Annotated in this window: 19 protein-coding genes and 1 tRNA gene; 11 read left to right on the top strand and 9 right to left on the bottom strand. The window is 62.0% G+C overall.

Going from position 1 to position 24,641, the window contains the following annotated elements; genetic code table 11:
- Positions 1 to 61 precede the first annotated feature (61 nt).
- Positions 62 to 1,549, bottom strand: coding sequence for a glycerol-3-phosphate dehydrogenase (gene glpD, locus ACSQ2A_RS00945; RefSeq protein ID WP_436070715.1), 1,488 nt, complete (start codon positions 1,547 to 1,549; stop codon positions 62 to 64).
- A 289-nt stretch (positions 1,550 to 1,838) separates the two neighbouring features.
- Between glpD and ACSQ2A_RS00950 the strand changes: the two genes are divergently transcribed.
- Positions 1,839 to 2,774 carry an AEC family transporter gene (locus ACSQ2A_RS00950; protein WP_295416881.1) on the top strand — a complete coding sequence of 312 codons (936 nt, stop codon included), beginning with the start codon at positions 1,839 to 1,841 and terminating at the stop codon, positions 2,772 to 2,774.
- 203 nt (positions 2,775 to 2,977) lie between these two features.
- Here ACSQ2A_RS00950 and ACSQ2A_RS00955 read toward each other — a convergent pair whose 3' ends face one another.
- Entirely contained in the window at positions 2,978 to 4,147 is a 1,170-nt protein-coding gene (locus ACSQ2A_RS00955; protein WP_436070716.1) for a M20 aminoacylase family protein, read from the bottom strand.
- Positions 4,148 to 4,462: 315 nt separating this feature from the next.
- Between ACSQ2A_RS00955 and ACSQ2A_RS00960 the strand changes: the two genes are divergently transcribed.
- From ACSQ2A_RS00960 to ACSQ2A_RS00990, 7 genes are all read left to right on the top strand, one after another.
- Positions 4,463 to 5,221 carry an electron transfer flavoprotein subunit beta/FixA family protein gene (locus ACSQ2A_RS00960; RefSeq protein ID WP_436070717.1) on the top strand — a complete coding sequence of 253 codons (759 nt, stop codon included), beginning with the start codon at positions 4,463 to 4,465 and terminating at the stop codon, positions 5,219 to 5,221.
- Positions 5,221 to 6,156: an electron transfer flavoprotein subunit alpha/FixB family protein gene (locus tag ACSQ2A_RS00965; RefSeq protein ID WP_436070718.1), complete on the top strand. Its 936-nt coding sequence runs from the start codon at positions 5,221 to 5,223 to the stop codon at positions 6,154 to 6,156. Before ACSQ2A_RS00960 ends, ACSQ2A_RS00965 begins: the two co-directional genes overlap by 1 nt.
- A gap of 120 nt (positions 6,157 to 6,276) precedes the next feature.
- Positions 6,277 to 7,461, top strand: a complete 1,185-nt coding sequence (locus tag ACSQ2A_RS00970) for an aromatic amino acid transaminase (protein WP_436070719.1) — start codon at positions 6,277 to 6,279, stop codon at positions 7,459 to 7,461.
- 124 nt (positions 7,462 to 7,585) lie between these two features.
- Entirely contained in the window at positions 7,586 to 8,239 is a 654-nt protein-coding gene (gene fsa / locus ACSQ2A_RS00975; protein WP_295416892.1) for a fructose-6-phosphate aldolase, read from the top strand.
- Positions 8,240 to 8,350: 111 nt separating this feature from the next.
- Positions 8,351 to 9,427 (top strand): P-loop NTPase, encoded by a 1,077-nt coding sequence (locus ACSQ2A_RS00980; protein ID WP_436070720.1) that lies wholly within the window; start codon positions 8,351 to 8,353, stop codon positions 9,425 to 9,427.
- Between the two features lie 103 nt (positions 9,428 to 9,530).
- Positions 9,531 to 10,844 carry a GH1 family beta-glucosidase gene (locus ACSQ2A_RS00985; RefSeq protein WP_436070721.1) on the top strand — a complete coding sequence of 438 codons (1,314 nt, stop codon included), beginning with the start codon at positions 9,531 to 9,533 and terminating at the stop codon, positions 10,842 to 10,844.
- 49 nt (positions 10,845 to 10,893) lie between these two features.
- Positions 10,894 to 11,475 (top strand): UPF0149 family protein, encoded by a 582-nt coding sequence (locus ACSQ2A_RS00990; RefSeq protein WP_436070722.1) that lies wholly within the window; start codon positions 10,894 to 10,896, stop codon positions 11,473 to 11,475.
- On the opposite strand, the gene ACSQ2A_RS00995 is transcribed toward ACSQ2A_RS00990, so the two are convergent.
- The 5 genes from ACSQ2A_RS00995 to ACSQ2A_RS01015 all read right to left on the bottom strand — a co-directional run bounded on the left by ACSQ2A_RS00995 (position 11,472) and on the right by ACSQ2A_RS01015 (position 19,192).
- Positions 11,472 to 13,028 (bottom strand): dipeptide ABC transporter ATP-binding protein, encoded by a 1,557-nt coding sequence (locus tag ACSQ2A_RS00995; protein ID WP_436070723.1) that lies wholly within the window; start codon positions 13,026 to 13,028, stop codon positions 11,472 to 11,474. The genes ACSQ2A_RS00990 and ACSQ2A_RS00995 overlap by 4 nt on opposite strands.
- Positions 13,015 to 13,863, bottom strand: a complete 849-nt coding sequence (locus tag ACSQ2A_RS01000) for an ABC transporter permease (RefSeq protein ID WP_436070724.1) — start codon at positions 13,861 to 13,863, stop codon at positions 13,015 to 13,017. Before ACSQ2A_RS01000 ends, ACSQ2A_RS00995 begins: the two co-directional genes overlap by 14 nt.
- Positions 13,860 to 14,810 carry an ABC transporter permease gene (locus ACSQ2A_RS01005; RefSeq protein ID WP_436071613.1) on the bottom strand — a complete coding sequence of 317 codons (951 nt, stop codon included), beginning with the start codon at positions 14,808 to 14,810 and terminating at the stop codon, positions 13,860 to 13,862. Before ACSQ2A_RS01005 ends, ACSQ2A_RS01000 begins: the two co-directional genes overlap by 4 nt.
- Before the next feature lie 192 nt (positions 14,811 to 15,002).
- Positions 15,003 to 16,481 carry an ABC transporter substrate-binding protein gene (locus tag ACSQ2A_RS01010; protein ID WP_436070725.1) on the bottom strand — a complete coding sequence of 493 codons (1,479 nt, stop codon included), beginning with the start codon at positions 16,479 to 16,481 and terminating at the stop codon, positions 15,003 to 15,005.
- A gap of 131 nt (positions 16,482 to 16,612) precedes the next feature.
- Positions 16,613 to 19,192, bottom strand: a complete 2,580-nt coding sequence (locus ACSQ2A_RS01015) for a histidine kinase dimerization/phospho-acceptor domain-containing protein (RefSeq protein ID WP_436070726.1) — start codon at positions 19,190 to 19,192, stop codon at positions 16,613 to 16,615.
- A gap of 304 nt (positions 19,193 to 19,496) precedes the next feature.
- Between ACSQ2A_RS01015 and ACSQ2A_RS01020 the strand changes: the two genes are divergently transcribed.
- A tRNA-His gene (locus ACSQ2A_RS01020) sits at positions 19,497 to 19,573 on the top strand.
- Between the two features lie 236 nt (positions 19,574 to 19,809).
- On the opposite strand, the gene ACSQ2A_RS01025 is transcribed toward ACSQ2A_RS01020, so the two are convergent.
- On the bottom strand, positions 19,810 to 21,636 hold the full coding sequence (locus tag ACSQ2A_RS01025; protein WP_436070727.1) for a ubiquitin-activating E1 FCCH domain-containing protein: 1,827 nt from the start codon (positions 21,634 to 21,636) through the stop codon (positions 19,810 to 19,812).
- Between the two features lie 49 nt (positions 21,637 to 21,685).
- On the bottom strand, positions 21,686 to 22,315 hold the full coding sequence (locus ACSQ2A_RS01030; protein ID WP_436071614.1) for a L,D-transpeptidase: 630 nt from the start codon (positions 22,313 to 22,315) through the stop codon (positions 21,686 to 21,688).
- 474 nt (positions 22,316 to 22,789) lie between these two features.
- Here ACSQ2A_RS01030 and ACSQ2A_RS01035 point away from each other — a divergent pair, with 474 nt between their 5' ends.
- Both ACSQ2A_RS01035 and hisS read left to right on the top strand, forming a co-directional pair.
- Positions 22,790 to 23,050: a hypothetical protein gene (locus ACSQ2A_RS01035; protein WP_295410633.1), complete on the top strand. Its 261-nt coding sequence runs from the start codon at positions 22,790 to 22,792 to the stop codon at positions 23,048 to 23,050.
- Between the two features lie 171 nt (positions 23,051 to 23,221).
- Complete coding sequence (gene hisS / locus ACSQ2A_RS01040; RefSeq protein ID WP_436070728.1) at positions 23,222 to 24,640, top strand: histidine--tRNA ligase; 1,419 nt, start codon at positions 23,222 to 23,224, stop codon at positions 24,638 to 24,640.
- Position 24,641 lies beyond the last annotated feature (1 nt).

Genomic DNA, 24,641 nt, shown 5'->3' on the forward strand with positions numbered 1-24,641 from the left:
CTCTTGGCTCCTTCGTCTCCCTCCCCATCAAGGGGAGGGAACAGCGCGGTGCGCGCCGGGCCTACGCGGCCAAATGCCCCTCAAGCCGCGCCACATCTTCGGCGCCAACCCGTAGCCCCAATTTCGTGCGCCGCCACAGCACATCTTGTGCCGTCCGTGCCCACTCATGTTCAACCTGATAATCGACCTCGGCCGCATAAAGGTCCGCGCCAAAATGCTGCCCCAGTGCGTCCACGGTCTTCCGATCGCCCAACAACACCCGCGCCTTGCTGCCATAAAGCCGCATCAGCCGCTTCAGCAGCGTCCCCGGCAATTCCGGATAGTCGAGCCCCAGCCGCCGCACTTCCGCGTCAAAGCTGAGCGGCCCGAAATCGCCGCCGGGCAGGGTGCTGACCTTCGTCCAGGCCGGGCGCTTCTTCCCCAAGACCTCTTCGATCTTCTCAAGCACCGATTCAGCCAGGCGTCGCGACGTCGTCAACTTGCCGCCAAACACATTGACGACGGCTCCGGTCGCCTTGTCGCCCTCGACCTTGAGCACATAATCCCGCGTCGCCTCCTGCGCCGCGCTGGCCCCATCGTCAAACAGCGGCCTTACGCCCGAATATGCCCAGACGATCTCGTCCCTGGTGACGGGCTTCGCAAAATACTCGCTCGCCGCACTCAGCAGGTAATCCGTCTCCTCGGCAGAAATTTTGACATCCTTCGGATCGCCCTTGTAGTCGCGGTCCGTGGTGCCAATCAGCGTAAAATCATCCTGGTAGGGAATGGCAAAAATGATCCGCCCATCGCCGTTCTGGAAAATGTAGCAGCGGTCGTGGTCATAGAGCTTTTTCACCACGATATGGCTGCCCTGAACCAGTCGCACATTATGCGCCCCGTTCTTGCCCATCACGCCATTGATAACATTGTCGACCCACGGCCCCGCCGCATTGACGATCATCTTGGCGCGCACCGTCTGCGTGCCGCCTTCGCCCTCAAGCGAAATCGTCCAGGCGCCGTTTTCCTTTCGCGCCGAAGTCACCTTCGTCCGCGGATAGATTTTCGCGCCCTTGTTGGCCGCATCGCGCAGATTGAGCACGACGAAGCGCGCATCATCGACCCAGCAATCCGAATATTCGAACCCGAGCCTGAAACCCGGCTTCAGCGGCTTTCCGGTGACATCCCGTGTCAGATCAAGCGTTTTGGTCGGCGGCAGCAGCTTTCGTCCGCCCATATAGTCATACATGGCGAGGCCCGTGCGCAGCACCATTGCTGGCCGCAGTCCCTTGTGATGCGGCAGCACGAAGCGCAGCGGCCGAATGATATGCGGCGCCGCCGCCCAAAGAATCTCGCGCTCCGCCAGCGCCTCATGCACCAGCCGGAATTCGTAGTGTTCCAAATAGCGCAACCCGCCATGGATCAGCTTGGTCGCCGCCGAGCTCGTGCCCGAAGCAAAATCGTTCATCTCGGCAAGGCCAACCGAAAACCCGCGCCCCACCGCATCGCGCGCCACGCTGGCCCCATTAATGCCGCCGCCGATGACGAACAGATCCAGCACTGACTCACTCATATCGCTTCGCTCCAAGAATGGTTCGTATGTAAGTCATTTGCTTTCGTTTTGGAACAGGATTTGTTTCGTTTGGTGGCGTGACGCTAGCCCACGGCCGAAGCACGAAGCCTTCCTACAAAACCACTGCGTCATTCCCGCGAAAGCGGGAATCTCACCCCCGAAACAGGGATTCCCGCTTTCGGGGGAATGCCATGGTGTGTGAGGCAATTCTTCCATACAAGATCAAGGTTGACCAAGCCACGCCAAGGGTCTAGGCCTCCTTTGCCTTCCCGGCCCGGATCCTCGGCCAATGCTCGACATTATCTTCGTCATCCTGCCCATTTTCGCCCTCATGGGCCTGGGCTATGTCGCCGTGCTCAAGCGGCTCTATCCGGCCGAAGGCGTCAAAAGCCTCATCGCTTTCGTGAACAATTTCGCGACGCCCTGCCTCCTCTTCTACTCTATTTCGACGAGTGATTTCAGGTCGGCCTTCAATCTGTCGATCATCGGCCCCTTCTACCTGGGCGCCTTCGTCTGTTTCGCCGTGGGCATTTTCATTGCGCGCCGCGGCTTCGGCAATCGCCCGGGCGAAAGCGTCGCCGCCGGCTTTTCCGGCACTTTTACCAATACCGTGCTTGTGGGCCTGCCCATCCTCACCCGTGCCTATGGCGATGGCGCCCTCCCGGTCACCCTCTCCATCATCGGCCTCCATGGCGCCATCCTGCTCACTGTCGGCATGGTCACCATGGAACTGGTCAAGCGCGACGGCCAGCCGCTGGGCAAGACTCTCGTCGTCGCCTTCCGCCGCGTCGTTTCCAATCCGCTGATCTGGGGCATCGCCGCAGGCATCATCGGCTCACTGCTCGAAATCCAGCTGATCGAACCGGCCGAAGCCTTCTTCGTCATGATGAGCCAGGCCGTCGTCCCCGCCGCCCTTTTCGGCATCGGCGGCGCCCTGGTCGAATTCAAGCTCTCGGAAAACTGGAAGCAGGCGCTCGTCGCCTCCCTCATAAAACTGATCCTGCACCCCGCCATCGCCTATGTGCTGATGGTCTGGGTCCTGCACGTCCCACTCGAAATCGCCCGCTACGGCATTTTGCTCTCGGCCATGCCGGCGGGCGTCAATATCTATGTTTTCGCGACGTACTACGATCGCGGGGTGAGCGTCGCGACAAACACCATCCTCATCGCCACGGTGCTCTCAGCCGTGACGATTTCGGGATGGCTGTATATCTTGAGTTTGTAGCACCGGGGCGCTCACCCCGAACCCACCAAAAACACGGCGTCATTCCCGCGAAAGCGGGAATCTCTGTTTCCGTGCGTTGAGATTCCCGCTTTCGCGGGAATGACGCGGCGGCAGGGACCGGCACTTATCCCAACCCCGGTTGTCACCCCGGCGAAGGCCGGGGCCCATCTTGAGATATCAGGTACATGCAGTGGGAGTGGAGGTTACGAAACCTTCAGCGCCGTCTCCGCCAGCCTCACCCAATAGCTCGTCCCCACCGGAATAGCCTCGTCATTGAAATCATACGTATCCGTATGCAGCTCCGACGAATTCCCATTGCCGATGAAAATATAAGCCCCCGGCCGCTCATTGAGCATGAAGGAGAAATCCTCCCCGCCCATGGACGGCGGCGTATTCCGGTCCACCCGCTCCGCGCCGGCAACTTCGCTCGCCACAGCCGCCGCAAAGTCCGCTTCCCGCGCCGAGTTGACCGTCACCGGATAACCCCGCGCATAGCGGATCACCGCGCTCGCGCCAAAACTCTGCGCAAACTGCGGCACGATCTCCCCGAGCCGCGCCTCGATAAAATCCTGCACACCGCCATCAAGCGTGCGCACCGTGCCGGTAATCTTCGCTGTCTGCGAAATCACATTGTCGGCTTCACCCGCCTCGATCATCGTCACGCTCAGCACCGCCGATTCCAGCGGATCGAGGTTGCGCGAGACGATCGTCTGCAGCGCCGTCACCATCTGCGCGGCGACGATGATCGGGTCGACCGTCTGCTGCGGCCGCGCCGCGTGCCCACCCTGGCCGGTAATGGTGATGTAGAACCGATCCGTCGCAGCCATGATCCCACCATGGCGAATGCCGAAATGCCCCACTGGCATGCCCGGCCAATTGTGCATCCCGTAAAATTCGGAAATGTCGAATTTTTCGATGAGGCCGTCGTCAAGCATCACCTTGCCGCCGCCGCCACCCTCTTCGGCCGGCTGGAAGATCAGCGCAATGCGCCCATCAAAATTCCGCGTCTCGGCCAGATATTTTGCCGCACCCAGCAGCATCGCCGTATGCCCGTCGTGCCCACAGGCATGCATCTTGCCCTGATTGGTCGAGGCATAGGCGGCCCCGGTCTTCTCCGTCACCGTCAGCGCATCCATATCGGCGCGCAGGCCAATGGTCTTGCCGCTGGTATTGGTCCGCCCATTGATGATGCCGACAACGCCCGTGCGCCCGAGCCCGGTCACCACCTCATCGACGCCAAACGCCTTGAGCTTTTCCGCCACGATCCCGGCCGTCCGATGCACCTCGAACAGCACTTCCGGATGCTGATGCAAATCCCGTCGCCAGGCGGTGATTTCATCATGAAATTCGGCAATGCGGTTGAGGATAGGCATAACAAGTCCAAAGCAGATGGGGATGAGACAGTGTCTCTGCCCCAACGTGTGGCGTCAATGCTTGCACGCAGATTTTGGCCGGAGGGCCACCGGGTCATCTGTCCCCCAACCCCAAAGTTACCGTCATTGCCGGGCTTGTCCCGGCAATCCATCTCGCCTCTGCATGGACTACCGGGACAAGCCCGGTAGTGACGACGGATTGGAGTTCAGGCACCCCTTTCTAACATTCCCCTCGCGACCGAACCGAAATTCCCCTCCCGCGCCTTGCCCGTCCCGGCTCAACCTGCCATTGAACCCCCAAATTCGGAGCCGCCCATGAAAATCCTCGTCGCCGTCAAGCGCGTCGTCGACCACAATGTCCGCATCCGCGTCCGTCCCGATGGAGCCGGCGTAGAGACCACTGGCGTACGCATGTCGATGAATCCCTTCTGCAAGCACGCGGTGGAAGCCGCCGTGCAACTGGCCGAAAAAGGTCAGGCGAGCGAAGTGGTCATCGTCTCCGTCGGCCCCAAGCAGAGCAATGACGTCATTCTTACGGCCCTCGCTATGGGTGCCCATCGCGGCATTCTCGTCGAAACCGACGCAGCCCTCGAAACCCTCACCATCGCCAAGCTTCTGGCAAAAGTGGCCGAGGAAGAACAACCCGACCTGATCCTCTTGGGCAAACAGGCCGTGGACGACGATTCCAACCACGTCGGCCAGATGCTCGCCGCCCTCACCAATCGCCCCCAGGCCACCTTCGCCTCGGAAATCGTGGTGAAAGGCAATGAGCTCGAAGTCACCCGCGAAGTCGACTACGGCCGCGAAACCATCGCTCTGCCGCTCCCCGCCGTCGTCACCGCCGACCTCCGCCTCAACACCCCGCGCAACGCCGCCCTTCCGATGGTGATGAAGGCACGCTCGAAGCCGCTCGCCGTGCGCCCGGCCGACACCTTCGGCGTCGATCTCGCCCCGCGCCTCACGATCGAAAAGATATCCCCGCCCGCCGAACGTGTCCCCGGCAAGACCGTAGGCTCGGTTTCCGACCTTGCCGCCGCCATCGCTTCCGAAGTCAACGAGATGGAGGCGCTCTGATGTCGGTTCTCCTGCTTGCCGATCACGACAAGGGTGAACTCTCGCCCGCCACCGCCCGCTTGGTTGCGGCCGCGAGCCAACTTGGGCCCGTCGACGTTCTCGTCGTCGCCGAAAACCCCGGCAACATCGCTGCATCAGCCGCTCAAATCGCCGGTGTTCGGATAGTCCAAGTGGTGAAGGCGGCCGAAACGGCCGAATCCATCGCCAATTCCCTCGAAAGCCTCGCTCAACGCTACCAGTCTGTTAGCGCCAGTGCCTCCTCGGTGGGCAAGGACGTCATCCCGCGCCTCGCCGCCAAGCTTGATATTCAGCCGGTCACCGACATTGTCGAAATCCTCGGTACCAACCGCTTCACGCGCCCGATTTACGCCGGCAACGCGCTTGAGACGGTCACCGACCCACAGCCCCAGCACCTCCTCACTTTCCGCGCCTCGGCTTTCCGCCCAGCCGCCTCGGGCAACGCTGCCCCGGTCGAAAACCTAGACCTAACAGTGACTTCCGCCGCCCGCTTCCTCGCTGCCCACCGTACTGAAAGCGACACGCCCGATCTCGCTACGGCCCAGATCGTCATCGGCGGCGGCGTCTCCGTCGGCTCCGCCGAAGGTTTTCAACTCATTGAAAAGCTTGGCAAAACCCTCGGCGCCGCAGTCGGTGCCACCCGCGCTGCGGTCGACGCCGGCTACGCCCCCAATGATTGGCAGATCGGCCAGACCGGCAAGATCATCGCCCCGGACCTTTACATCGCCATCGGCATTTCCGGCGCCCTCCAACACCTCGCCGGCATCCAGGGTGCCAAGAAGATTTTCGCCATCAATACCGATCCCGAAGCGCCCCTAGTGAAAATCGCCGATGTAGCGCTGATTGGCGATCTCTTTGAAATCGTTCCGCAATTGATCGCTGAACTGGAAAAATCGGGCATCCGAAAACCCCAGTAGAAACCTCATGGTGAGCTTGTCGAACCACGAGGTTTCGTGTCGCCGACAAGGTCCCAAAAGATTGCAAAAATCCCCCAGCCGCCTATAAAGACGGCGCCTTCTCACCGGACTTCCGAAAAAATGTTCGAAACCCTCTCCAAGGCCCCTGGCGACAAGATTCTTGCGCTCATGGGCGAGTTTGCTGCTGACCAGCGTTCCACCAAGATCGACCTCGGCGTCGGCGTCTACAAAGACGAAAAGGGCGTGACCCCGGTCATGACCTCGGTGCGCAAAGCCGAAGAGAAAATCCTTTCGAACGAAAAAACAAAGACTTACCTCGGCATCGCCGGCAATAAGGGTTTTGGCACCTCGGTGCTCGACCTGGTTCTGGCCGGTAGCGTCGATCGCTCCCGCGTCCGCATCGCGCAGGCGCCGGGCGGCACTGGCTCGCTCTGGGTCTTGATGCAGCTCATCAACCGTGCCCGCCCCGGCGCCACGGTTTATGTGTCGGACCCGACCTGGGCCAACCACAACCCGATCGCCATCAATTCCGGCCTCAAGGTCGCGACTTACCCCTATTTCGATACGGAAACGCGCGGCGTAAAGTTCGCCGAAATGCTGGCAACGCTTGATAAATTGGGCGCTGGCGACGTCGTGCTGTTGCACGGTTGCTGCCACAACCCGACTGGCGCGAACCTTTCCAACGAACAGTGGGACCAGGTCGCCGCCAGCCTCGCTTGCACCGGCGCGCTGCCCTTCGTCGATCTCGCCTATCTCGGCTTTGGCGATGGCATCGAAGCCGACGCCTATGGCACGCGCAAGATTCTATCCACGGTGCCCGAAGCTCTGGTAGCATTCTCCGGCTCGAAGAATTTCGGGCTCTATCGTGAGCGCGTCGGCGCCGCCATTCTCATCGCTCGCGATGAAAAAGAAGCGGATATTACAAATTCGCAGCTCTTGAACATCATCCGCGGCGCCTATTCCCAGCCCCCCGATCACGGTGCCGAGATCATCCGCACCATTCTCGAGGACAAAGCGCTTCGCGCCGAGTGGGAAGAAGAACTGGCGATCATGCGTAACCGCATGATTTCATTGCGGAAAAAGCTCGCAGATGCGATCCGCGAACGCTCCAATTCCACCGATTTCGACTTCGTCGCCGACCATCGCGGCATGTTCTCGCTGCTCGGCCTCAGCAACGACGCCGTCGAACATCTTAAAGCCGAAAACGGGGTCTATATGACCGGGGATAGCCGCATCAACGTTGCCGGCATTCCGGAAGATCGCGTGGGAGACCTCGCGGCCGCTTTCCTCGGGGCATCCCGATAAATTGGGTGGGGACCGGAAAGCAGCATTGGTTTTCAAGTCCCTGCACTTGTCTTCGCTTGCGGCACGCTGCCGCCATGCTACACCTTGGCCAAAGGCCACTTGGCAGAGATTTTAGGAGGGAACGATGAAGTTCTTCGTCGATACTGCAGACACCGCCGCCATCAAGGAACTCTATGAAACCGGTCTCCTCGACGGCGTCACCACCAACCCGTCGCTGATCGCAAAGTCCGGCCGCGACTTCAAGGAAGTCATTGCCGAAATCTGCGCCATCGTTCCCGGCCCGGTTTCCGCTGAAGTCGCCAGCCTCGAATTCGACGGCATGGTTGCCGAAGGCGAACACCTCGCCAAGATCGCGTCCAACGTCGTCATCAAGCTGCCGCTCACCCTTAACGGCTTGAAGGCAACCAAGTATTTCAAGGACAAGGGCGTCAAGACCAACGTCACGCTCTGCTTCTCGGCCAACCAGGCCCTGCTCGCTGCCAAGGCCGGCGCGACCTATATCTCGCCCTTCCTCGGCCGCCTGGATGACATCAACCTCGATGGCGTGCAGCTGATCGAAGACATCCGCACGATCTACGACAACTACCAGTTCGAGACCCAGATCCTGGCCGCCTCGATCCGTTCGCCCAACCACGTGACCCAGGTTGCCCTTGCCGGCGCCGACGTCGCCACCATCCCGCCCGACGTGATCAAGAAGCTCGCGAACCACCCGCTGACCAATGCGGGCATCGAGGGCTTCCTCAAGGACTGGAAGGCCACGGGCCAGTCGATCCTCTAGGGATCGTCGCAATCCATTGATTGGCTTCGGATAATTTTCGAAGCCATGCCTTTGAAGGCCTCGCCCTCGTAATGCGCCTGGGTGAGGTCTTTCTCTTTTTTCGAGACCCAAATGGCCGATACCGAACTCGCAGCCCGCATCAAAGCCGCCCTGAACGCCGTGGAAATCCCCGGCGGCGGTGACCTCGCGAGTTTTTCCGGCCTTTCAGAAATCATCGTCACCCCCAGCGCCGTCGCCTTTGCCGTCGGCGTGCCGCAGGGCATGGAAGCCGCCTTCGGCCCCGCTCGCGAAGCCGCCATCGAAGCGGTGAAAACCCTCTCCGGCACCCGCAAGGTGATGGTCTCCATCACCTCGGAAAAGCAGGCCGGCCCTAAATTCTCCCACGGCTCCCCCCAGCCGCAGGGCAAGACCCGGGTGAAGGGCGTCCGCCGCATCATCGCCGTCGGCTCGGGCAAGGGCGGCGTCGGCAAGTCCACCACCTCGGTCAATCTCGCCCTGTCCCTCGCCGCCGAAGGCCTGAAAGTCGGCATGCTCGACGCCGATCTCTACGGCCCCTCCATTCCCAAACTGCTGGGTATCGAAGGCCGAACCGCCCTGCGCGACGACGGCATTTTTGCGCCGCACGAGGCCTTTGGCCTGAAGGTCATGTCGATCGGCTCGATGCTCGTCCCCGGCCAGGCCGTCGTCTGGCGCGGTCCCATGGCCACCTCCGGCCTCCGCCAACTCCTGCGCGAAACCGATTGGGGCGATCTCGACGTCCTCGTCATCGACCTGCCGCCCGGCACCGGCGACATCCATATCGGCCTTTTCCAGCAGACCATCGTCGATGGCGTCGTCATCGTCTCGACTCCACAGGACCTGGCGCTCATAGACGCCCAAAAGGCCATCGACATGCTCCGCCGCATGTCTGTGCCCATCCTGGGGCTCATTGAAAACATGAGCTATTTCATCGCCCCAGATACCGGTAACCGTTACGATATTTTTGGCACCGGCGGCGCCGAAAAGGCGGCTGCGCGTCTGGAGGTACCCTTCCTCGGCGCCATCCCGCTGGTTATGTCGATCCGCGAAAACTCCGACGCCGGCGTGCCGCCCGTGTCGGCGGACCCAACCGGTGCCGAGGCTTCCGCGTATCGTCTGATCGCGCAAAGGCTGGTTGCTGGCATGCCAGTCAGCAAGGCGCAGTTCTAGGCGGATTCTCGCACCGAAATCGATTGCTGAAATCGATTGCATGACTTTTCCGAACAGGCTATCCGGCTAGTCCAACAAGGGCGCAGCGCCCGGCGGAGGGCTTATGTTTTCGATAGATCGTAAGGATTTTGGTCCGGACTTCACCTTTGGCGTCGCTACGGCCGCCTATCAGATCGAAGGCGGTCAGCGCGATGGTCGCGGCACCTCGATCTGGGACACGTTCTCGGCGACCCCGGGCAATGTCCACAATGGCGATACGGGCCTCAACGCCTGCAATCACTACGAACTCTGGCCGCAGGACCTCGATCTCATTCGCGATGGCGGCTTTGACGCCTATCGCTTTTCGCTTTCCTGGCCGCGCCTGATCCCCGAAGGCACCGGCGCCATCAACCAGGCCGGCCTCGACTTCTACGATCGCCTGATCGACGGCATGCTCGAGCGGGGCCTCAAGCCATACGCGACGCTCTACCACTGGGACCTGCCCTCGGCCCTGCAGGACCGCGGCGGCTGGATGAACCGCGACATCGCCAACTGGTTCGGCGACTACGCGACGCTGGTCGGCGAAAAGTTCGGCGACCGCCTTGCCGCCACGGCAACTATCAACGAGCCCTGGTGCGTCGCCTTCCTTAGCCATTTCCTCGGCATTCACGCCCCCGGCTATCGCGACATGCGCGCCGCCGCGCGCGCCATGCACCACGTGCTCTTTGCCCACGGCACCGCCATCGACGCCCTGCGCGCCACCGGTACGAAGAATCTCGGCATCGTGCTCAACCTCGAAAAGTCCGAGCCGGCAACCGACAGCGAAGAAGACAAGGCCGCCTGCAATATCGGCGATGCGCTGTTCAATCGCTGGTATCTCGGCGGCGTCCTCAAGGGTCAGTATCCCACTGAACTGACCGAATGGCTCGCGCCCTATCTGCCGGCCAATTATCAGGCCGACATGTCCGTCGTGTCGCGCCCGCTCGATTGGCTGGGGATCAACTACTATACCCGCGGCCTCTACAAGGCCTCCACCGAACCCGGCCGTCCCTTCGCCCAGATCAAGGGCCAACTCGAACAGACCGATATCGGCTGGGAAATCTACCCCAAGGGCCTGTCGGACCTCTTGGTGCGCGTCTCAAACGAATACACCAAGATCCCGCTCTACGTGACCGAGAACGGCATGGCCGAGGTCGAGGGCGACGACGATCCGCGCCGCGTAAAATACTACGATGAGCACCTCAAGGCCGTGCTCGCTGCCCGCGAAGCCGGTGCCGATGTGCGCGGCTATTTCGCCTGGTCGCTGCTCGACAATTACGAATGGGCCGAAGGCTATAACAAGCGCTTTGGTCTCGTGCATGTCGATTATGAGACGCAGCAGCGCACGCCCAAGGCAAGCTATCGTTCTTTCCAGGGCATGCTGCACAACACGCGCTAGACGTGTATAGGTCCGCATCTCTTCAATGCGATGCGGACCGTAAACTGCCATGACCTCTGAACTCACCGACCTGCCGGAATCCCTGGTTCGCCTCGAAGACCTCCTGGCCGAGGCCGGCGATGAGGCCATGCTGCTTTCCGAGCTTGATGGTTTCCTGTGCTGTCTGGCTGTCGGCCCTGAGCCGATTGCCCGCGAAGAATGGTGGCCGTTCGAATGGCTGGCTGACGAGCGCGATGGCGCCAAGCCCGGCACCGGGGAGCTGGAAGCATTGATCGTGGCACGTCTTGCCGAGATCGAGGGCGAACTCAGCGCCGGCGAATATGCGCCGCTCTACGAGGTGGACGAAGAGACCGACGAGGTCGTCTGGCAGGTCTGGATGGCGGGCTTCCAGCAAGCCATGCTGCTGCGCTTCGACTACTGGGACGAGTTTTTGCGCGAAACCAGCGACGACGCCCGCGGCGAGGCCGCCATGCTGCTCGCTTCAGGCCTGATGTTGTCTTCGCCCGATACCAAGCCTGACGATACGGCGGGCGAGGAGGAATGGGCCGAGTATGACGAAGTAATCGAGGCAATGCCCGAAAACCTCGCCGTGGCAGCCGTTCTGCTCCATCAGCTGCACAAGGCCGACTAGGCTGCGACGTCCGGCAGGCGAGCCTGCATCAGGGCCCTGGTCAGCCGGTGCTGTGGCGCTGCGAACAGGGCTGCGGGCTTGCCCTCTTCGACGATTTTTCCGGCCTCCATCACCAGCACACGATCTGCCATGGCGGCGACCATGTCGAGGTCGTGGCTGATGATTATGTAGGTGAGGCCAAACTGGTTCTGCAGCTGCGCCAAGAGATCAAGCACATCGCCGCGCACCGAAACATCGAGCGCCGAAACCGGCTCATCGAGCACGACGAGACTGGGCCTTGTGACGAGCGCACGGGCTATGGCGAGGCGCTGCCGCTGGCCGCCGGAAAATTCATGTGGGAAGCGGGCGAGCATGCCCCGTTCGAGGCCGACAGATTCTATCGCATCGACAAGCCGCTGTTCGTGTTCGCCATGGTCGAGGCCCGGTACGAGTCGCAAGGGCTCGCCAAGCGATTGGGCAATGCTCAACCGCGGATTGAAACTGCCGAATGGGTCCTGGAACACCAGCGAGAGATCGGCGCGGCGAGCCGGCGGTAAGTCGCTGCCGCGATAGGACGTGCCTTCAAAGCGCATCTGGCCCGAAGTGGCGCTGTCGAGGCCGACGATCATGCGGGCGAGCGTGGTCTTGCCGCAGCCGGATGGGCCAACCAGCGCGAGGCATTCGCCGGCAGAAACGCTGAAGCTGACATTGTTCACCGCCAGCAAGGGCTGCTGCCCCCAGCGCCAAAAGCCGCCTTGCGAGAAGGCCCGCGTCAGATGGTTGACCTTCAGCAAGGCCTTGTCGGCCACGTGCGGTTCGCCCTGGCGCGGCGCCATGCGCGTCGCCGCAACCAGTTTTTGCGTATAGGCTTCAGCCGGCCGTGACAGCACCTCTTTTACCGAACCGCTTTCGACAAGCTTGCCACCGCGCAACACGGCAATCCGATCGCAGAGAGCGGCGACGGCCCGCATATCGTGACTGATGAAGATCAGCGTCATCTGCCGCCGGTCGCAGATTTCCCTGATGAGATCGAGCACCATGCGCTGTGTGATGACGTCGAGGGCCGAGGTGGGTTCATCGGCAATCATCAGGTCTGGTGCGCTCGCCAGCGCCATGGCGATCATCACGCGCTGGCGCTGCCCGCCCGAAAGCTGATGCGGAAAACGCTCGGCATGGCGTGCTTCAAGCCCCACTTCATCAAGGAGTGAGGCGATGGCGCTATCGCCATCATGGCCGGTCAGCTTGAGCGCTTCCTCGATCTGGTCGCCAACCCGCATCAGCGGATTGAGCGCCGTCATCGGTTCCTGGAAAACCATGCCGATGCGCTGGCCGCGCAGCCGCGCCATGGCCTTTTCGTCTTGGGGCAGGGGAGCACCATCGAAGCGAATGCTGCCGGAAACCTCGGCGTTTTCGGGCAGGAGACCAGTGATGGCCAAGGCCGTCAGCGACTTGCCCGAACCGCTCTCGCCGATGACACCGAAACGGTCGCCCTTGTTGATGGTCAGGGATAGGTCCGAGACCGCCGGCTTGCCGCCAAAACTGATCGTGAGTCCTGTGATTTCAACCAGCGACATTGGCCAACCCTCGATTGCGTAGGCGCGGGTCAAGCGCATCGCGAAGGCCGTCGCCAGCAATGTTGAGCGCGATCACGATGACGACGATGGCAAGGCCCGGGGCGAGGCTGAGCCAGGGATGGATCAGGAACAGGCTCTGCGCGTCCCGCAACATCAGCCCCAGACTCGTGGCGGGAGGCTGCGTGCCGAGGCCGATATAGGAGAGGCCGGCTTCAGCGAGAATGCCGAGGGAGAGCTGGATCGTGCCCTGCACGATAATGAGGCTGGCAATATTGGGCAGGAGATGCCGCAGGGCGATCATCGGCTTGCTGAGGCCTGCCAGACGCGCGGCGGCCACGAAATCGAGCGTCGAAATGGCCAATGCGCCGCCGCGCGCCACCTGCGCAAAAACCGGCACATTGAAAATGCCGATGGCAATCACCGCATTGCTGGCGCCGGGTCCCATCAGCGTGGCGATGAGAATGGCGATGACCACGGCCGGGAAGGCAAAGGCGAGATCGGAGAAGCGCAGCACCACCCATTCGACCGGCCCGCCATAAATGGCGGCAGCGAGCCCCAGCGGCACGCCGATACCAGCGCCGATGAGGACGGCCATGGCGCCGACGGTAAAACTCGTCAGTGTGCCCGACATGATCAGCGAAAGCATGTCGCGGCCCAGTTGGTCCGTGCCCAGCCAATGCTCCGGTCCCGGCGTCGCAAAGCGCCGAGCGATAGAGATGTCGGCGATAGGGTAGGGCGTCCAGACGAGCGAGAGCAGCGCGAGAAGCGCGAAAAGCACTGTGGCGGTGAGCCCAATGGCAAGGCCGGGATGTTTCAGGATGTTGCGCCAGATCATATCCGCCGCTCCCGCAAACGCGGATCGACAAGGCCATAGGCGAGGTCGACAACGAGCATGGTGAAGCTGACGACGAGCACGAGAATGATCGTGGCGCTGCGCACCAGCACGAGATCACGCTCGGAAATCGCGGTGAAGATCAGCCTGCCGAGGCCCGGCAGGTAGAACACGTTTTCGACGATGATCGTACCGGCGATGAGGAAGGCGAATTGCAGCCCGAGAATGGTCAGGACGGGCAGTAGCGCATTGCGCACGCCATGGCGCCACAGCGCCTCGCCAAAGGTCATGCCCTTGGCGCGGGCAGTGCGGATGAAATCCTGCGTCGAAACATCGACCAGTGCCGTACGCATGACGCGCGCCAGAATGGCAGCCTGGGGCAGGGCGAGCGCGAGGCTGGGCAGCACGAGGCCGCGCAGCGAGGCCCAGGCGTCTTCGTTCCATGGCGTAAACCCGCCTGGCGGCAGCCAGCGCAGGGTGACAGCGAAGAGCAGTGTGAGCAGCATGCCGAACCAGAAATTGGGTATAGCGACGCCGGTCTGCGCGAGCACCATGAGCGCGGTATCGATGAGCTTGCCGCGATGGCGCGCGGCCAGAATGCCGAGCGGCAAGCCGATGGCGACGGAAATCACCATGGCGAAGAGCGTCAGCGGCAGGGTGACGGACATACGCTCGGCGATCAGACCGGCGACGGGCAGCTTCTGCGTCTGCGAAAGACCAAAGTCGCCGCGCAGCATGCCGAAGAGCCAATTGCCGAAGCGCACTAAGGCTGGGTCATCGAGCCCCATCTGCAGGCGCAGCGCTGCGACCGCTTCGGGCGTGGCATTGATGCCGAGGACGAAGCGCGCGGGATCGCCGGGAAGGAGATCGAGCAGCAGGAAGATGACGGCAGCGGCGATCAGCAGTGTGACGAGGAAACCGAAAATGCGGCGGAGGATGTAGAGGGTCATGGGGTGCGAGCCCCGCATGCCGTGGCTCCGCCCGCCCTCCCCAGCCCTCCCCGCAAGGGGGAGGGTGACGGGCCGGTGGCCTTGATCAGATAGTGCCAAAAACTGGAAGCGGCACCTCCCCCTTGACGGGGGAGGTTGGGAGGGGGTGCTGACAGGCTGGAAATGTCCAGTATGCCCTCGGCGTCGAAGTTTCTATTCAACCCAATGGACGTCGCGCAGGACCACGCCTTCGACGGGCGCGTTTTGCCACATGCCTTCGAGCTTGGCGTTCCAGACGCCCGTCTGGGCGAGTTCGAAGAGGAAGCCGTTGACCGCATCCTGGGCGATGATGGTCTGCATCTGTTGTGCCAGCTCCTTGCGCTTGGCCTCGTCGGTCGTGGCATTGAGCGTCTCGTTGAGGGCCTGCACTTCAGGATTGTTGTAGCCAAAATAGTAGTCGGGATTGGCATAGATGCCAATGTCGAAGGGTTCGACATGGCTGATGATGGTCAGGTCGAAGTCCTTGTTGGCAAAGACGTCTTCCAGCCATTGCGCCCACTCCATGTTGATCAGCTCGAGCTTGATGCCTACCTTGGCGAACTCGCTGGCAATGATCTGGCCGGAAACGCGAGCATAGTTCACTGGTGGCAGTTTCAGGGTGGCCGAGAAACCATCGGGATAACCGGCCTCAGCAAGCAGTTCCCGCGCCTTGTCGAGGTCATAGGGATAGGTGTTGGTCAGGTCGACATAATAGGGGTGGTGCGGGGCGAAATGGCTGCCGATCGGCACGCCATAGCCGTAGGTCGCTCCATCGATGATTTCCTGGCGATTGAGGGCATGCGCCATGGCCTGGCGCACTTCGAGCTTGTCGAAGGGCGACTTGGCGTTGTTGGTCGAAAGGATCGTCTCGCCCTCGGTCGAACCAACCAGCACCTTGAACTGCGGATTGCCGTCAAACACCGGCAGGGCCTCGGCGGCAAAGTTATAGGTGCCGTCGACATCGCCGGCGAGCAGCGCATTGGTCATCGTGGCGGTATCGCCGATGAACACATAGGTCGCCTTGGTCAGGGCCGGCTTCTCACCCCAATAGGGGCCGTACTGTTCGAGAATGACGCGGCTGCCGCGATCCCACTGCACGAAGGCGAAGGGGCCGGTGCCGATCGGGTCGGTCGCGTTGTTGGCTGCGCTTTCCGGCGCCACGATGACGGCATCGCCGCGGCCGATATTGAAAAGGAAGAGGCCGTCGGGGCGCGACAGGGTGAATTCCACGGTCAGCGGATCGACAACGGTGACGGCCGAAATGGCTTCATAGAGCGCCTTCTGCGCATTGACGCTGTCTTCGGCAAGAATGCGTTCAAAAGTGAATTTCACGTCTTCCGCGTCGAACGCGGTGCCATCGTGGAACGTGACGCCGTCATTGAGCGTGAAGCGATAGGTGAGCCCGTCCTCGCTGACGGTCCACGCCGAAGCCAGACCCGGCTGCACCGCGCCGGTTTGGTCGATACGGGTCAACCCCTCGAAGACATTTTGATAGACGACGACGTCGATGGCCTCGGCAGCGCCGGCCGTCGGGTCGAGCGCTGGCGGCTCAAGCGGTGCGCCGACGCGGATTTCGGTCGATTGCGCGAACGCAAGGCTGGTGGCCAAAAGCAAACCGGCACTGGCCAGCGCGAAAGACTTGGTCACTCTCATATCTGTCTCCCAGAGGTCGGCGCGGCTCGGCGCCTTTCGCTAGGTATAGGCAAAGTTGCGCGCTGGTGCACCCGCATTGGGCGCTAAACTTTTCGCCTAAGCGTCTATCCGGTGGGAAGAAAGACCTTCCGCTAGTCGGTCGGCAGGTTGTCCACGAGATCGGCGGGAATTCGGAGCGAGAAGAGCACACCATTTTGGCCGGCCGGATCGACCGAAAGCGAGACTGCATTGACCGCCAGCAGCGAGCGAGTGAGCGCGAGACCAACGCTCGAGCGAACCGGTGCCAGCGCCTGGCCGGTCTTGCTCAGACCATCACGGAACACCACGAAGCGTTCGGCCATATCAACGGCGTGATTGGAGCTGTCGCGCACATGGATGGCGATGCCGCCATCGTCGAGCAGCTGCGCCGAAATCACCACTGTACTGCCCACCGGGCTTTGGTCGATGGCGCTGGCGAGCAGGTTAAGCACCGCCTGCGCCAGCGAGGCGCGATCAGCCGTCACGCGCGGCAGGGTTTCGGAAATGGCATTGCGCACGATGATCCGCCCGGCATTGGCCTGGTTACGGATGCGCAGCACGCAGGTTTCGAGCAGTTCGGTCAGGTCGAGGCTGGCGCGTTCGGCGAGGTATTTTCCTTCACGCAAGCGCGCATAGTCTTCGAGCTCGTCCACCAGCGCCGCAATGTCATTGCCGGCGGCGGCAATGTCCTCGGCATAGGCCTCATAGCGCTCGTCGCCCAGTTCGCCAAAGGCCTTGCTGCGCAGCAGTTCGGCAAAGCCGATAATGGTGTTGAGCGGTCGCCTGACGCCGCGGCCGATGCGGGCGAGTAGCGCCGGGTCGGCATCCGGCGCGCCAAGGGCACGGCGCGGCGCGAGATTGCGCGGTCGCACCATGGCGAAATAACCGCTGACGATTCCGGCCTGTCCCTGGGCGAAAAGCACGATCTCGGACTTGTTGTCGAGCGAGCGCAGGATGATGGCGGGGCGCTCCGTCTCGGCAAAGCGACCGGGACGTTCGAGGAAGCCGCGAAGCGCAAAACCATCCTCGGACGAAATCAGTGCCGAGAGCGGTTTGCCAAGAATGGTGTTGCCGCCGCCGAGTGCCGCCGAGGCCGAAGAATCGGCCAGCCGGACCACCCCGGTGCGGCTCAATTCGACAAAGCCGTCGCCACGCAGTTCGGCGAAGGCCTGGGCAAAGGCGCGTACCGCATCTTCGTGACCGGTGCGGACTTCGGTCGTGCTGGCCGAAAGCATCAGCGCCGGCCGGCCCTGCCAGGAGGTCGATTGCAGGCGGGCCGTTACCGGCACGAGCGTACCATCGCGCTGCACCAGATGATTGACCGGGCCAGCATCCTGTTCGCCGTTGCTGGCCGGGAAAATGGCAGTAAGCCCGGCCTGCCGCAGGGATTCCACGGACTCATAGCCAACCATTTCGGTAATGGCGCGATTGGCAAAGAGGATCTGCTGGTCGCGGAAGACCAGAATGCCGAGCGGCAGGCGGTTGAGTACCAGGGTCTCGCCGCCGAGACTGACCAGCGACCCGCCCGCCTTTTCGGGGCTGGCTTCTACAGTGGCCGGTATTGTGGACGAAGTTGCACCCTGTAGGCCAACGCGGTCGTTGAGAATGCGCGACAGCTCGTCGAAATTGTAGCGCGAGACGCGCTCCACCAGATCGTGGCTGACTTCCGGCTCGCTTCCGGCCTGGAAGAGCGAATCGTCCTCCGGACGCTCTTCGACCACTTCGGGCAGCACGGTTGCGCGGAAACCTCGGCCGGTGATCTTGAAAAGCCTCGGCGTGATTTCGTCCGGCTGTGCAGGTTCTTCGGCAGCCGCCGACTGCGGGACTTCGTCATCCGCTTCATTGAGAGGCGTATAAAGGTCTTCGTCGGCCGCGAGACGATCCACCAGTGCGCTGAGGCTGCGGTAGAGCGGGCGTTCGTCGTTCTCCTCCGCCGCCACAGGGGGGGGCTCGTCTTCTTCGTCGAGGTCCGAAGCGTCCACCTCGTCGGTGAACACGGTCGGCTCCGCGGCGGGGGCATAGACCGTTTCGGGATCCGCATCCTGCCAATCGTGCAGTTCGCGGCTGTACGAGTCATCGGGCGCGATGGTGGCTTGAGGCGCACCGGCAATTTCGTCTTCGGGCTCGCTTTCGCTCTCGGAAAGCACATCAACTGCCGCAGTCTCTTCAGGAGCCGGAGCGCTTGGCTCTTCGATGACCTGATCAATCGCCGCCGCTACGTCATCCTGCGGTGGTGCAGGCTCATTCGGTGCAACTTCTGGGGTGGCTGGGTCTGCCGACGATGACTCGGGGGCCCCGCTATCCTGCGACGAGCTGGCGGCGGCAAGAATTTCGGGATCGATGGGATCGACCGAAACGATGAGGAGATAGGCTTCCTCGCCTTCGAGCAGCAATGGCGTCGTCGCGCAGGTCGCCGAGGCCGGTTTGTCACCAGCATTGAACTGGAAGCGCGCGAGGCTCGTGCGGCCGGGCGAACCGAGGCGGATGGTGCGCGCCACCTGTCCCTTGAGCGGCACCGCAAGCGGGGCAAGCTTCAATCCGCTTTTCTTGAGCTTGGCCAGAAACAGGTCTGCGGCCGGGTTCGACCAGATCAGCCTTTGCCCATCCTGCGACCATAGCCAAGCCGGCCGCGCGTCTTGCGCGTGCTGCAGCACCCGGCGGGCATTCGGCGATGTGGTCCACTCGGCATTCATAGACAGCGTGTTGAGGCCATTTGTGTTTGTGCCAGAACGACACAAATTTCGGAAAGTTCTTTAAGTGTTCTTCATTATCGTGCCGCTGAAAACGAATCCAGCCCGCGGCACACATCCCGCCCATTCAATCGTCGCCATGGTTAAATGCGAGGTCCTAAGGAATGGTCACAAGCTCAGCTGCAATTGGTTGAAGGCGCGCTTCGCGGCGTCTGTCCACAGGGTCAAAATCGGTGCTTGTCATTATGACAATCTCGACCTATGTTCCGCCCGCTTTCGGCAGCCACCCTTGGCGCCGTCGCGGTATGCCGCCTTAGCTCAGTTGGTTAGAGCGCTAGATTGTGGATCTAGAGGTCCCCCGTTCGATCCGGGGAGGCGGTACCACCTTCCCCCAGAAAAGTTTGAACCTCGTACGTGACCCAGGAACAGTCTGCGTCCGACTCAGCGCGCCAGAACCTGGGGCGGGCGTCATAAGCTGCGCCCCTCGGCGCCGTGCCATAGGCTGAATCGACGTCGACTTCGCCTGTCAGTGTTCATTTTTCGCTTTCTGCGGTGGCGGGTCGTCTCGGTGGCTCCCAACCCGTCTGGCGACCTGCTCATTTTGACAGGGGAGGACGCGTTTACAGGGTGAGGCGGAGCGTCTGGATGCTTTCTGCAATGTCAATAAACGCCTGCCTGAGAGCAGCGCCATTCTCAGCAAGATAGGCATGCTCGGAGCTGGTCGCGCAGCTGGACATGAAGTTGCGGGCGGCAGCGCTGTCGATGATCTGAAAGCCCACAGTGTAGACGGTTATGCCGGCGGCCTTCATCGACGCGCAATACTGATTTGCCTGATAATAGGGGTTGCCGTTGGGTGCGTTGCAATTGATATGATCGGAGGCATTGCCGCTGCCCGACGTCGAGTCCTGGCTGATGACTCCGTCGCAGTACACGCTGTTGTATTCGCCATCGGTCATGATGATGGCCATCTTGGCCACCTGCGGGTCGCCGTAGGACCCCGGGCGGTTGTCGGCGGACGGCCAGATATCACCGAAATTCGGTGACAGCATGTACCAGGTCCAGGCGACGCCCAGATGGCCGCCTGTGGATCCGCCTGCCGCGAGCGCGTTGATGCGTGTCTCCAGCAGCCCGCCGTCGTCGGTAAGCGGCGTGACGGACTGGAGTGAGCACGGGTTGCCGGAAGCAGCATAGTTGCGGCCGAGATAGGCCGTGCTGGGCGCCGCATCGGTGAAAGGCATGGCAGTACGCTCGCTGACACAAGTGCTTACCTCGAAAAAGCGCATGTTTCCTTGCATATTGCGGAAGTAATAGTAACGGCAGCCCGAGAGAACGCAGTAGGCTTCGCCGCCCGAGGTATAGTTGCTGTAGTTGGGGCCGAAGGTCCCCGAAAGCGCGAAGCTGGCCCCCGTTACGGAACTGAGTTGGTAAATCCTGTTGCTGATCTGGCTCATGCCGCCAACGTCCTTAAGGTAGACGTTTTGGCCTGTGGTGAAGTTGTGCCCGCTTGCGGTAACGACAACTTCGCATCCCGAGGCCGCGCAGGGGCGGACGGTTCCGCCGCTCGAATAGGTACCATAGGAGCGTCCGTCTACGCCTTGCAGGGTAAAGCGGTTGGTTGAGACGCTCGTAACCGTGAAGGCCTTGCCGTTAAGCTGCGTCATCCCCGCAACACCGCTGATATAGACGGAGCTGCCATTGGTCAGTCCGTGGGCCGGCGCCGTTACCACCACGGGCTGGGCCTTCGTGGCTCCCGTTATCGGCACCCCTGCACGGCTCGCCCAATAGGCGGCCGACATGGGATGTGCCGGTTCAATCGGCCCACGCGCCTGTACAGCCTGGGCGCCGAGATTGACACCGACGGAATAGGGCACCAGCGCGATACGACTCCGGCTTCCCGGCTCCACATCGGCCATAATGATGTCCACGAGTTCGTTGGCGGCCACCTTGAGGTCGGCCACCCGCTGGCCTGCCATGGAACCGGTGACATCGAGCGCCACGGCGATCTCGATATCGGTGTTGCCGCGTGCTGCCTCGGAATTGATCGCGGCCCCGAGTTGATGCACGCCGAGGAGGGCGACGAAGATAGTCGGCACCTCGGCCTGTGCGGTCAAGGTAATCGAGCCCCGCGCAAGGTCGAGCGTGGCAGACAACACGTCTACTGTAGCGGACCCGCTGACCTGACGCCTTACCAGGGCCTCGGCCTGCTGCCTTAGAGTTTTTTCATCAGGAAGGGGATCGGCATAGACGCTTGGCTGCAACGCCAGCGCGGCCGCGTCCAGTGCGACCTGCGCTTGCGAACGGGTACGCTCCAGTTCCACGAAATCAACAACCGCCCCTCCGAAGGCGACGAGTACGATCGCCATGACGCCGAACATGACGGCGAAGGCGCCGCGCTCATCGGCCAGAAAACGCCGGAACGGCGAGCGAAGAGTCAGTTTTGGCGCCATGCTGCAGCTCCCTCAAACGGGTGCACGGAGTTTTGCCGCCAAATCCTTGCTAAAGAACCACCACTTTTGTGTTCAATTGCACACGACCGTAAAGATCGATCACGTCTTCGTTGGTCATGCGGATGCAGCCGGACGAAACGTTCTGGCCAATGCTCCAGGGCTCATTGGTGCCGTGGATGCGATAAAGGGTCGAACCGAGATAAAGCGCGCGGGCGCCCAGCGGATTGTTCGGGCCGCCTTCCATGTGGGCGGGCAGGCCCGGCTGGCGCTTGCGCATTTCGGCCGGCGGGGTCCAGCCCGGCCATTCGGCCTTTCGTGAAACGCGATGCGTACCGCTCCATTCAAAGCCGTTGCGGGCGACGCCGATGCCGTAGCGCAGCGCTCGGCCGTCGCCGAGAACGAAGTAGAGAAAATGCGCGCCGGAATCGACCACGATCGTGCCGGAGCGTTCGCCGGTCGGGTAGGGAACGACCTGCCGCAGATAGACCGGCTGGACCTGGCCGCTGGCCTGCAGCGCCAGGGCATGGCGTGGGCGCTGGTTGGTGAGGGTCACGCCGGGCGGCGGCGCGAAGCGCCAGCCTGGCTGGAAACGGGAATCCGCAAAGCCAGGCGCGACCTGGGACAGCACCATTGCAGCCACCGCAAAGCCCAAACCAACCAACCGCATTGTCTTGACCATGATCATCGAGCCCCCTTTGGCACCGGGCGCAATTGTGCCTCGCAAGCCCCAAGGACCGGTCAACCGGCATGGTAAAGGAAGCGATAGAAGTGAGGGTTAGCAGGCGGTTAAGTCGCCAGCCGCCCTGTTGCGCCGAAGCAACACGAACGCGGCCTGCGACAGACTGTCTCACTTTGCCCTTGCCGATCACGGAGCCGCGATCTAGAAGCGCAACGTCCGCATCTGCCAACCGAGGGAGGCACTTTACATGAAAGCCATGTTTGTCCGCCGTTCGGGGAATTGGCATCATCTTACCCGTACCAACCGACATCCGGTACAGGGCTAACAAGCCTTCGGTAAGTCTTTCGGGTTCTTTGCCCGCGGATCGTCCAACTCCTGCTGAAGCGTAGACCGACTCGTACTGCGTCCGCTCTCCGCTTTTTCCTTCCTTCATAACCAATGAGGCCGGCAGGGTTGCCCTTGCCGGAGCAAAAAATGTCTTCAAACGCGCTTTCCGAGCGCAGCGTCGTGCTGCGTCTTGAATTCTCCATCGCCGATGCCGTGCACCAGCGCGGTCTCGTCCCTGTCCTTGCCGCTGCACTTGCTGCCTGGTGGAACCGGCCCCGCGTGCCGTCCGAACTGCCCGCTTACCTGCGGGAAGATGTCGGCCTGCCGCCGGTCGCAGAACCCGTCCAGTGGCACACTCTTCCTACGGCCTCTCTGATTCCGCATCGCAAAGGCCGGAGGGTGACGTGAGGCCCCTTGGCGGCCGGGGTCCTCCCCGGCCGCCGCCCGCACCAATAGCTGCCCAACCTGTTGTTTCCCCAAAACCGATGGGCTAGAGCAGGGGTCCCGAAGGGGGAAAGGTTTTGGCGCGCTTTGCGTGCGCAAAATCTTAGCCTGCGCCCGCCTCCCAGAGTTGTTCCGATGACCGAAAAGACCAAGCTGATAAATCCCCGCCTGCCGCGCGGTTTTGAAGACCGCACCCCCGGCGATATCGCTGCCGTCGGCCAGATGATCGAGACGATCCGCAAGGTGTATGAGCGCTATGGCTTCGACCCCGTCGAAACCCCGCTCTTCGAATTCACCGAAACGCTTGGCAAATTCCTGCCTGATACCGACCGGCCCAATGCCGGCGTCTTTTCGCTGCAGGACGATGACGAGCAGTGGATGAGCCTGCGCTACGATCTCACCGCCCCGCTCGCCCGCTATTTTGCCGAGAATTTCGAGACGCTGCCAAAGCCCTACCGCTCCTATCGGCAGGGCTATGTGTTCCGCAACGAAAAGCCGGGCCCGGGTCGATTCCGCCAGTTCATGCAGTTCGACGCCGACACGGTCGGTGCGCCGGGCGCCGAAGCCGACGCCGAAATGTGCATGATGATGGCCGACGTCATGGATGCACTGGGCCTTGGCGGCAAATACATTGTTCGCGTCAACAATCGCAAAGTGCTCGACGGCGTGCTTGAGGCCGCTGGCGTCACCTCGGACGAGCAGAAGCTGGCCGTGCTCCGTGCGGTCGACAAGCTCGACAAATTCGGCCCCGAAGGCGTCAAATTGCTCCTCGGCGCGGGCCGCAAGGATGAAAGCGGCGATTTCACCAAGGGCGCCGGCCTTGCCGATGCCCAGTCCGCCGTGGTGCTCGACTATGTCGCCGGCGAGCCGCCGGCCGACAATGACGGCGTTGCAGAGCTCAATACCATGCAGGCGCTGTTCGACGCTGCCGGCTATGGCGCTGACAAGATCAAGATCGACCCCTCCGTCGTTCGCGGCCTTGAATATTACACCGGCCCGGTCTTCGAGATCGAACTCACCTTCAAGGTGCAGAACGAAAAGGGCCAGGACGTTGTCTTCGGCTCCGTCGGTGGTGGTGGCCGTTATGACGGACTCGTTTCCCGCTTCCGCCGCGAGCCCGTTCCGGCGACCGGCTTTTCCATCGGCGTTTCGCGTCTTGCCAATGCGCTGAAGCTTACTGGTAATCTTGGCTCGAAGGAGCCGGTCGGTCCCGTTGTTGTCCTCGTCATGGATAAGGACCAGACGGCTCGTTACCAGGCCATGGTCTCCGAATTGCGAAAAGCCGGCATCCGCGCCGAAATGTTCCTCGGCTCGACCAAAAACTTCGGCAAGCAGGTCTCCTACGCCGACAAGCGTAACGCGCCGGCCGTCGTCATCGAAGGCAGCCAGGAGCGCGAGCAGGGGATCCTGCAGATCAAGGATCTGGTTGCCGGCAAACAGGCCGCCGAGGGCATTACCGACAATGCCGAATGGAAAGCCGCGCGCCCCGGCCAGTTCGAGGTCAAGCGCGAAGACCTGGTTTCGGCCATCCAGAAACTCTTGAGCGAGCAGTGAT

Source organism: Devosia sp. LjRoot3 (genome assembly GCF_964252865.1).
Classification (GTDB): domain Bacteria; phylum Pseudomonadota; class Alphaproteobacteria; order Rhizobiales; family Devosiaceae; genus Devosia.

What these genes read in the sequence shown, in the direction of transcription:
- ACSQ2A_RS01000 (WP_436070724.1), bottom strand. Translation starts at nt 13,863, where the DNA reads ATGATCTGGCGCAACATCCTGAAACATCCCGGCCTTGCCATTGGGCTC.
- ACSQ2A_RS01030 (WP_436071614.1), bottom strand. Translation starts at nt 22,315, where the DNA reads ATGGTCAAGACAATGCGGTTGGTTGGTTTGGGCTTTGCGGTGGCTGCA.
- ACSQ2A_RS00960 (WP_436070717.1), top strand. Translation starts at nt 4,463, where the DNA reads ATGAAAATCCTCGTCGCCGTCAAGCGCGTCGTCGACCACAATGTCCGC.
- ACSQ2A_RS00985 (WP_436070721.1), top strand. Translation starts at nt 9,531, where the DNA reads ATGTTTTCGATAGATCGTAAGGATTTTGGTCCGGACTTCACCTTTGGC.
- hisS (WP_436070728.1), top strand. Translation starts at nt 23,222, where the DNA reads ATGACCGAAAAGACCAAGCTGATAAATCCCCGCCTGCCGCGCGGTTTT.
- ACSQ2A_RS00990 (WP_436070722.1), top strand. Translation starts at nt 10,894, where the DNA reads ATGACCTCTGAACTCACCGACCTGCCGGAATCCCTGGTTCGCCTCGAA.
- ACSQ2A_RS01010 (WP_436070725.1), bottom strand. Translation starts at nt 16,481, where the DNA reads ATGAGAGTGACCAAGTCTTTCGCGCTGGCCAGTGCCGGTTTGCTTTTG.
- ACSQ2A_RS01025 (WP_436070727.1), bottom strand. Translation starts at nt 21,636, where the DNA reads ATGGCGCCAAAACTGACTCTTCGCTCGCCGTTCCGGCGTTTTCTGGCC.
- ACSQ2A_RS01005 (WP_436071613.1), bottom strand. Translation starts at nt 14,810, where the DNA reads ATGACCCTCTACATCCTCCGCCGCATTTTCGGTTTCCTCGTCACACTG.
- ACSQ2A_RS00965 (WP_436070718.1), top strand. Translation starts at nt 5,221, where the DNA reads ATGTCGGTTCTCCTGCTTGCCGATCACGACAAGGGTGAACTCTCGCCC.
- ACSQ2A_RS00980 (WP_436070720.1), top strand. Translation starts at nt 8,351, where the DNA reads ATGGCCGATACCGAACTCGCAGCCCGCATCAAAGCCGCCCTGAACGCC.
- glpD (WP_436070715.1), bottom strand. Translation starts at nt 1,549, where the DNA reads ATGAGTGAGTCAGTGCTGGATCTGTTCGTCATCGGCGGCGGCATTAAT.
- ACSQ2A_RS01015 (WP_436070726.1), bottom strand. Translation starts at nt 19,192, where the DNA reads ATGAATGCCGAGTGGACCACATCGCCGAATGCCCGCCGGGTGCTGCAG.
- ACSQ2A_RS00970 (WP_436070719.1), top strand. Translation starts at nt 6,277, where the DNA reads ATGTTCGAAACCCTCTCCAAGGCCCCTGGCGACAAGATTCTTGCGCTC.
- ACSQ2A_RS00955 (WP_436070716.1), bottom strand. Translation starts at nt 4,147, where the DNA reads ATGCCTATCCTCAACCGCATTGCCGAATTTCATGATGAAATCACCGCC.
- ACSQ2A_RS00995 (WP_436070723.1), bottom strand. Translation starts at nt 13,028, where the DNA reads ATGTCGCTGGTTGAAATCACAGGACTCACGATCAGTTTTGGCGGCAAG.
- fsa (WP_295416892.1), top strand. Translation starts at nt 7,586, where the DNA reads ATGAAGTTCTTCGTCGATACTGCAGACACCGCCGCCATCAAGGAACTC.
- ACSQ2A_RS01035 (WP_295410633.1), top strand. Translation starts at nt 22,790, where the DNA reads ATGTCTTCAAACGCGCTTTCCGAGCGCAGCGTCGTGCTGCGTCTTGAA.
- ACSQ2A_RS00950 (WP_295416881.1), top strand. Translation starts at nt 1,839, where the DNA reads ATGCTCGACATTATCTTCGTCATCCTGCCCATTTTCGCCCTCATGGGC.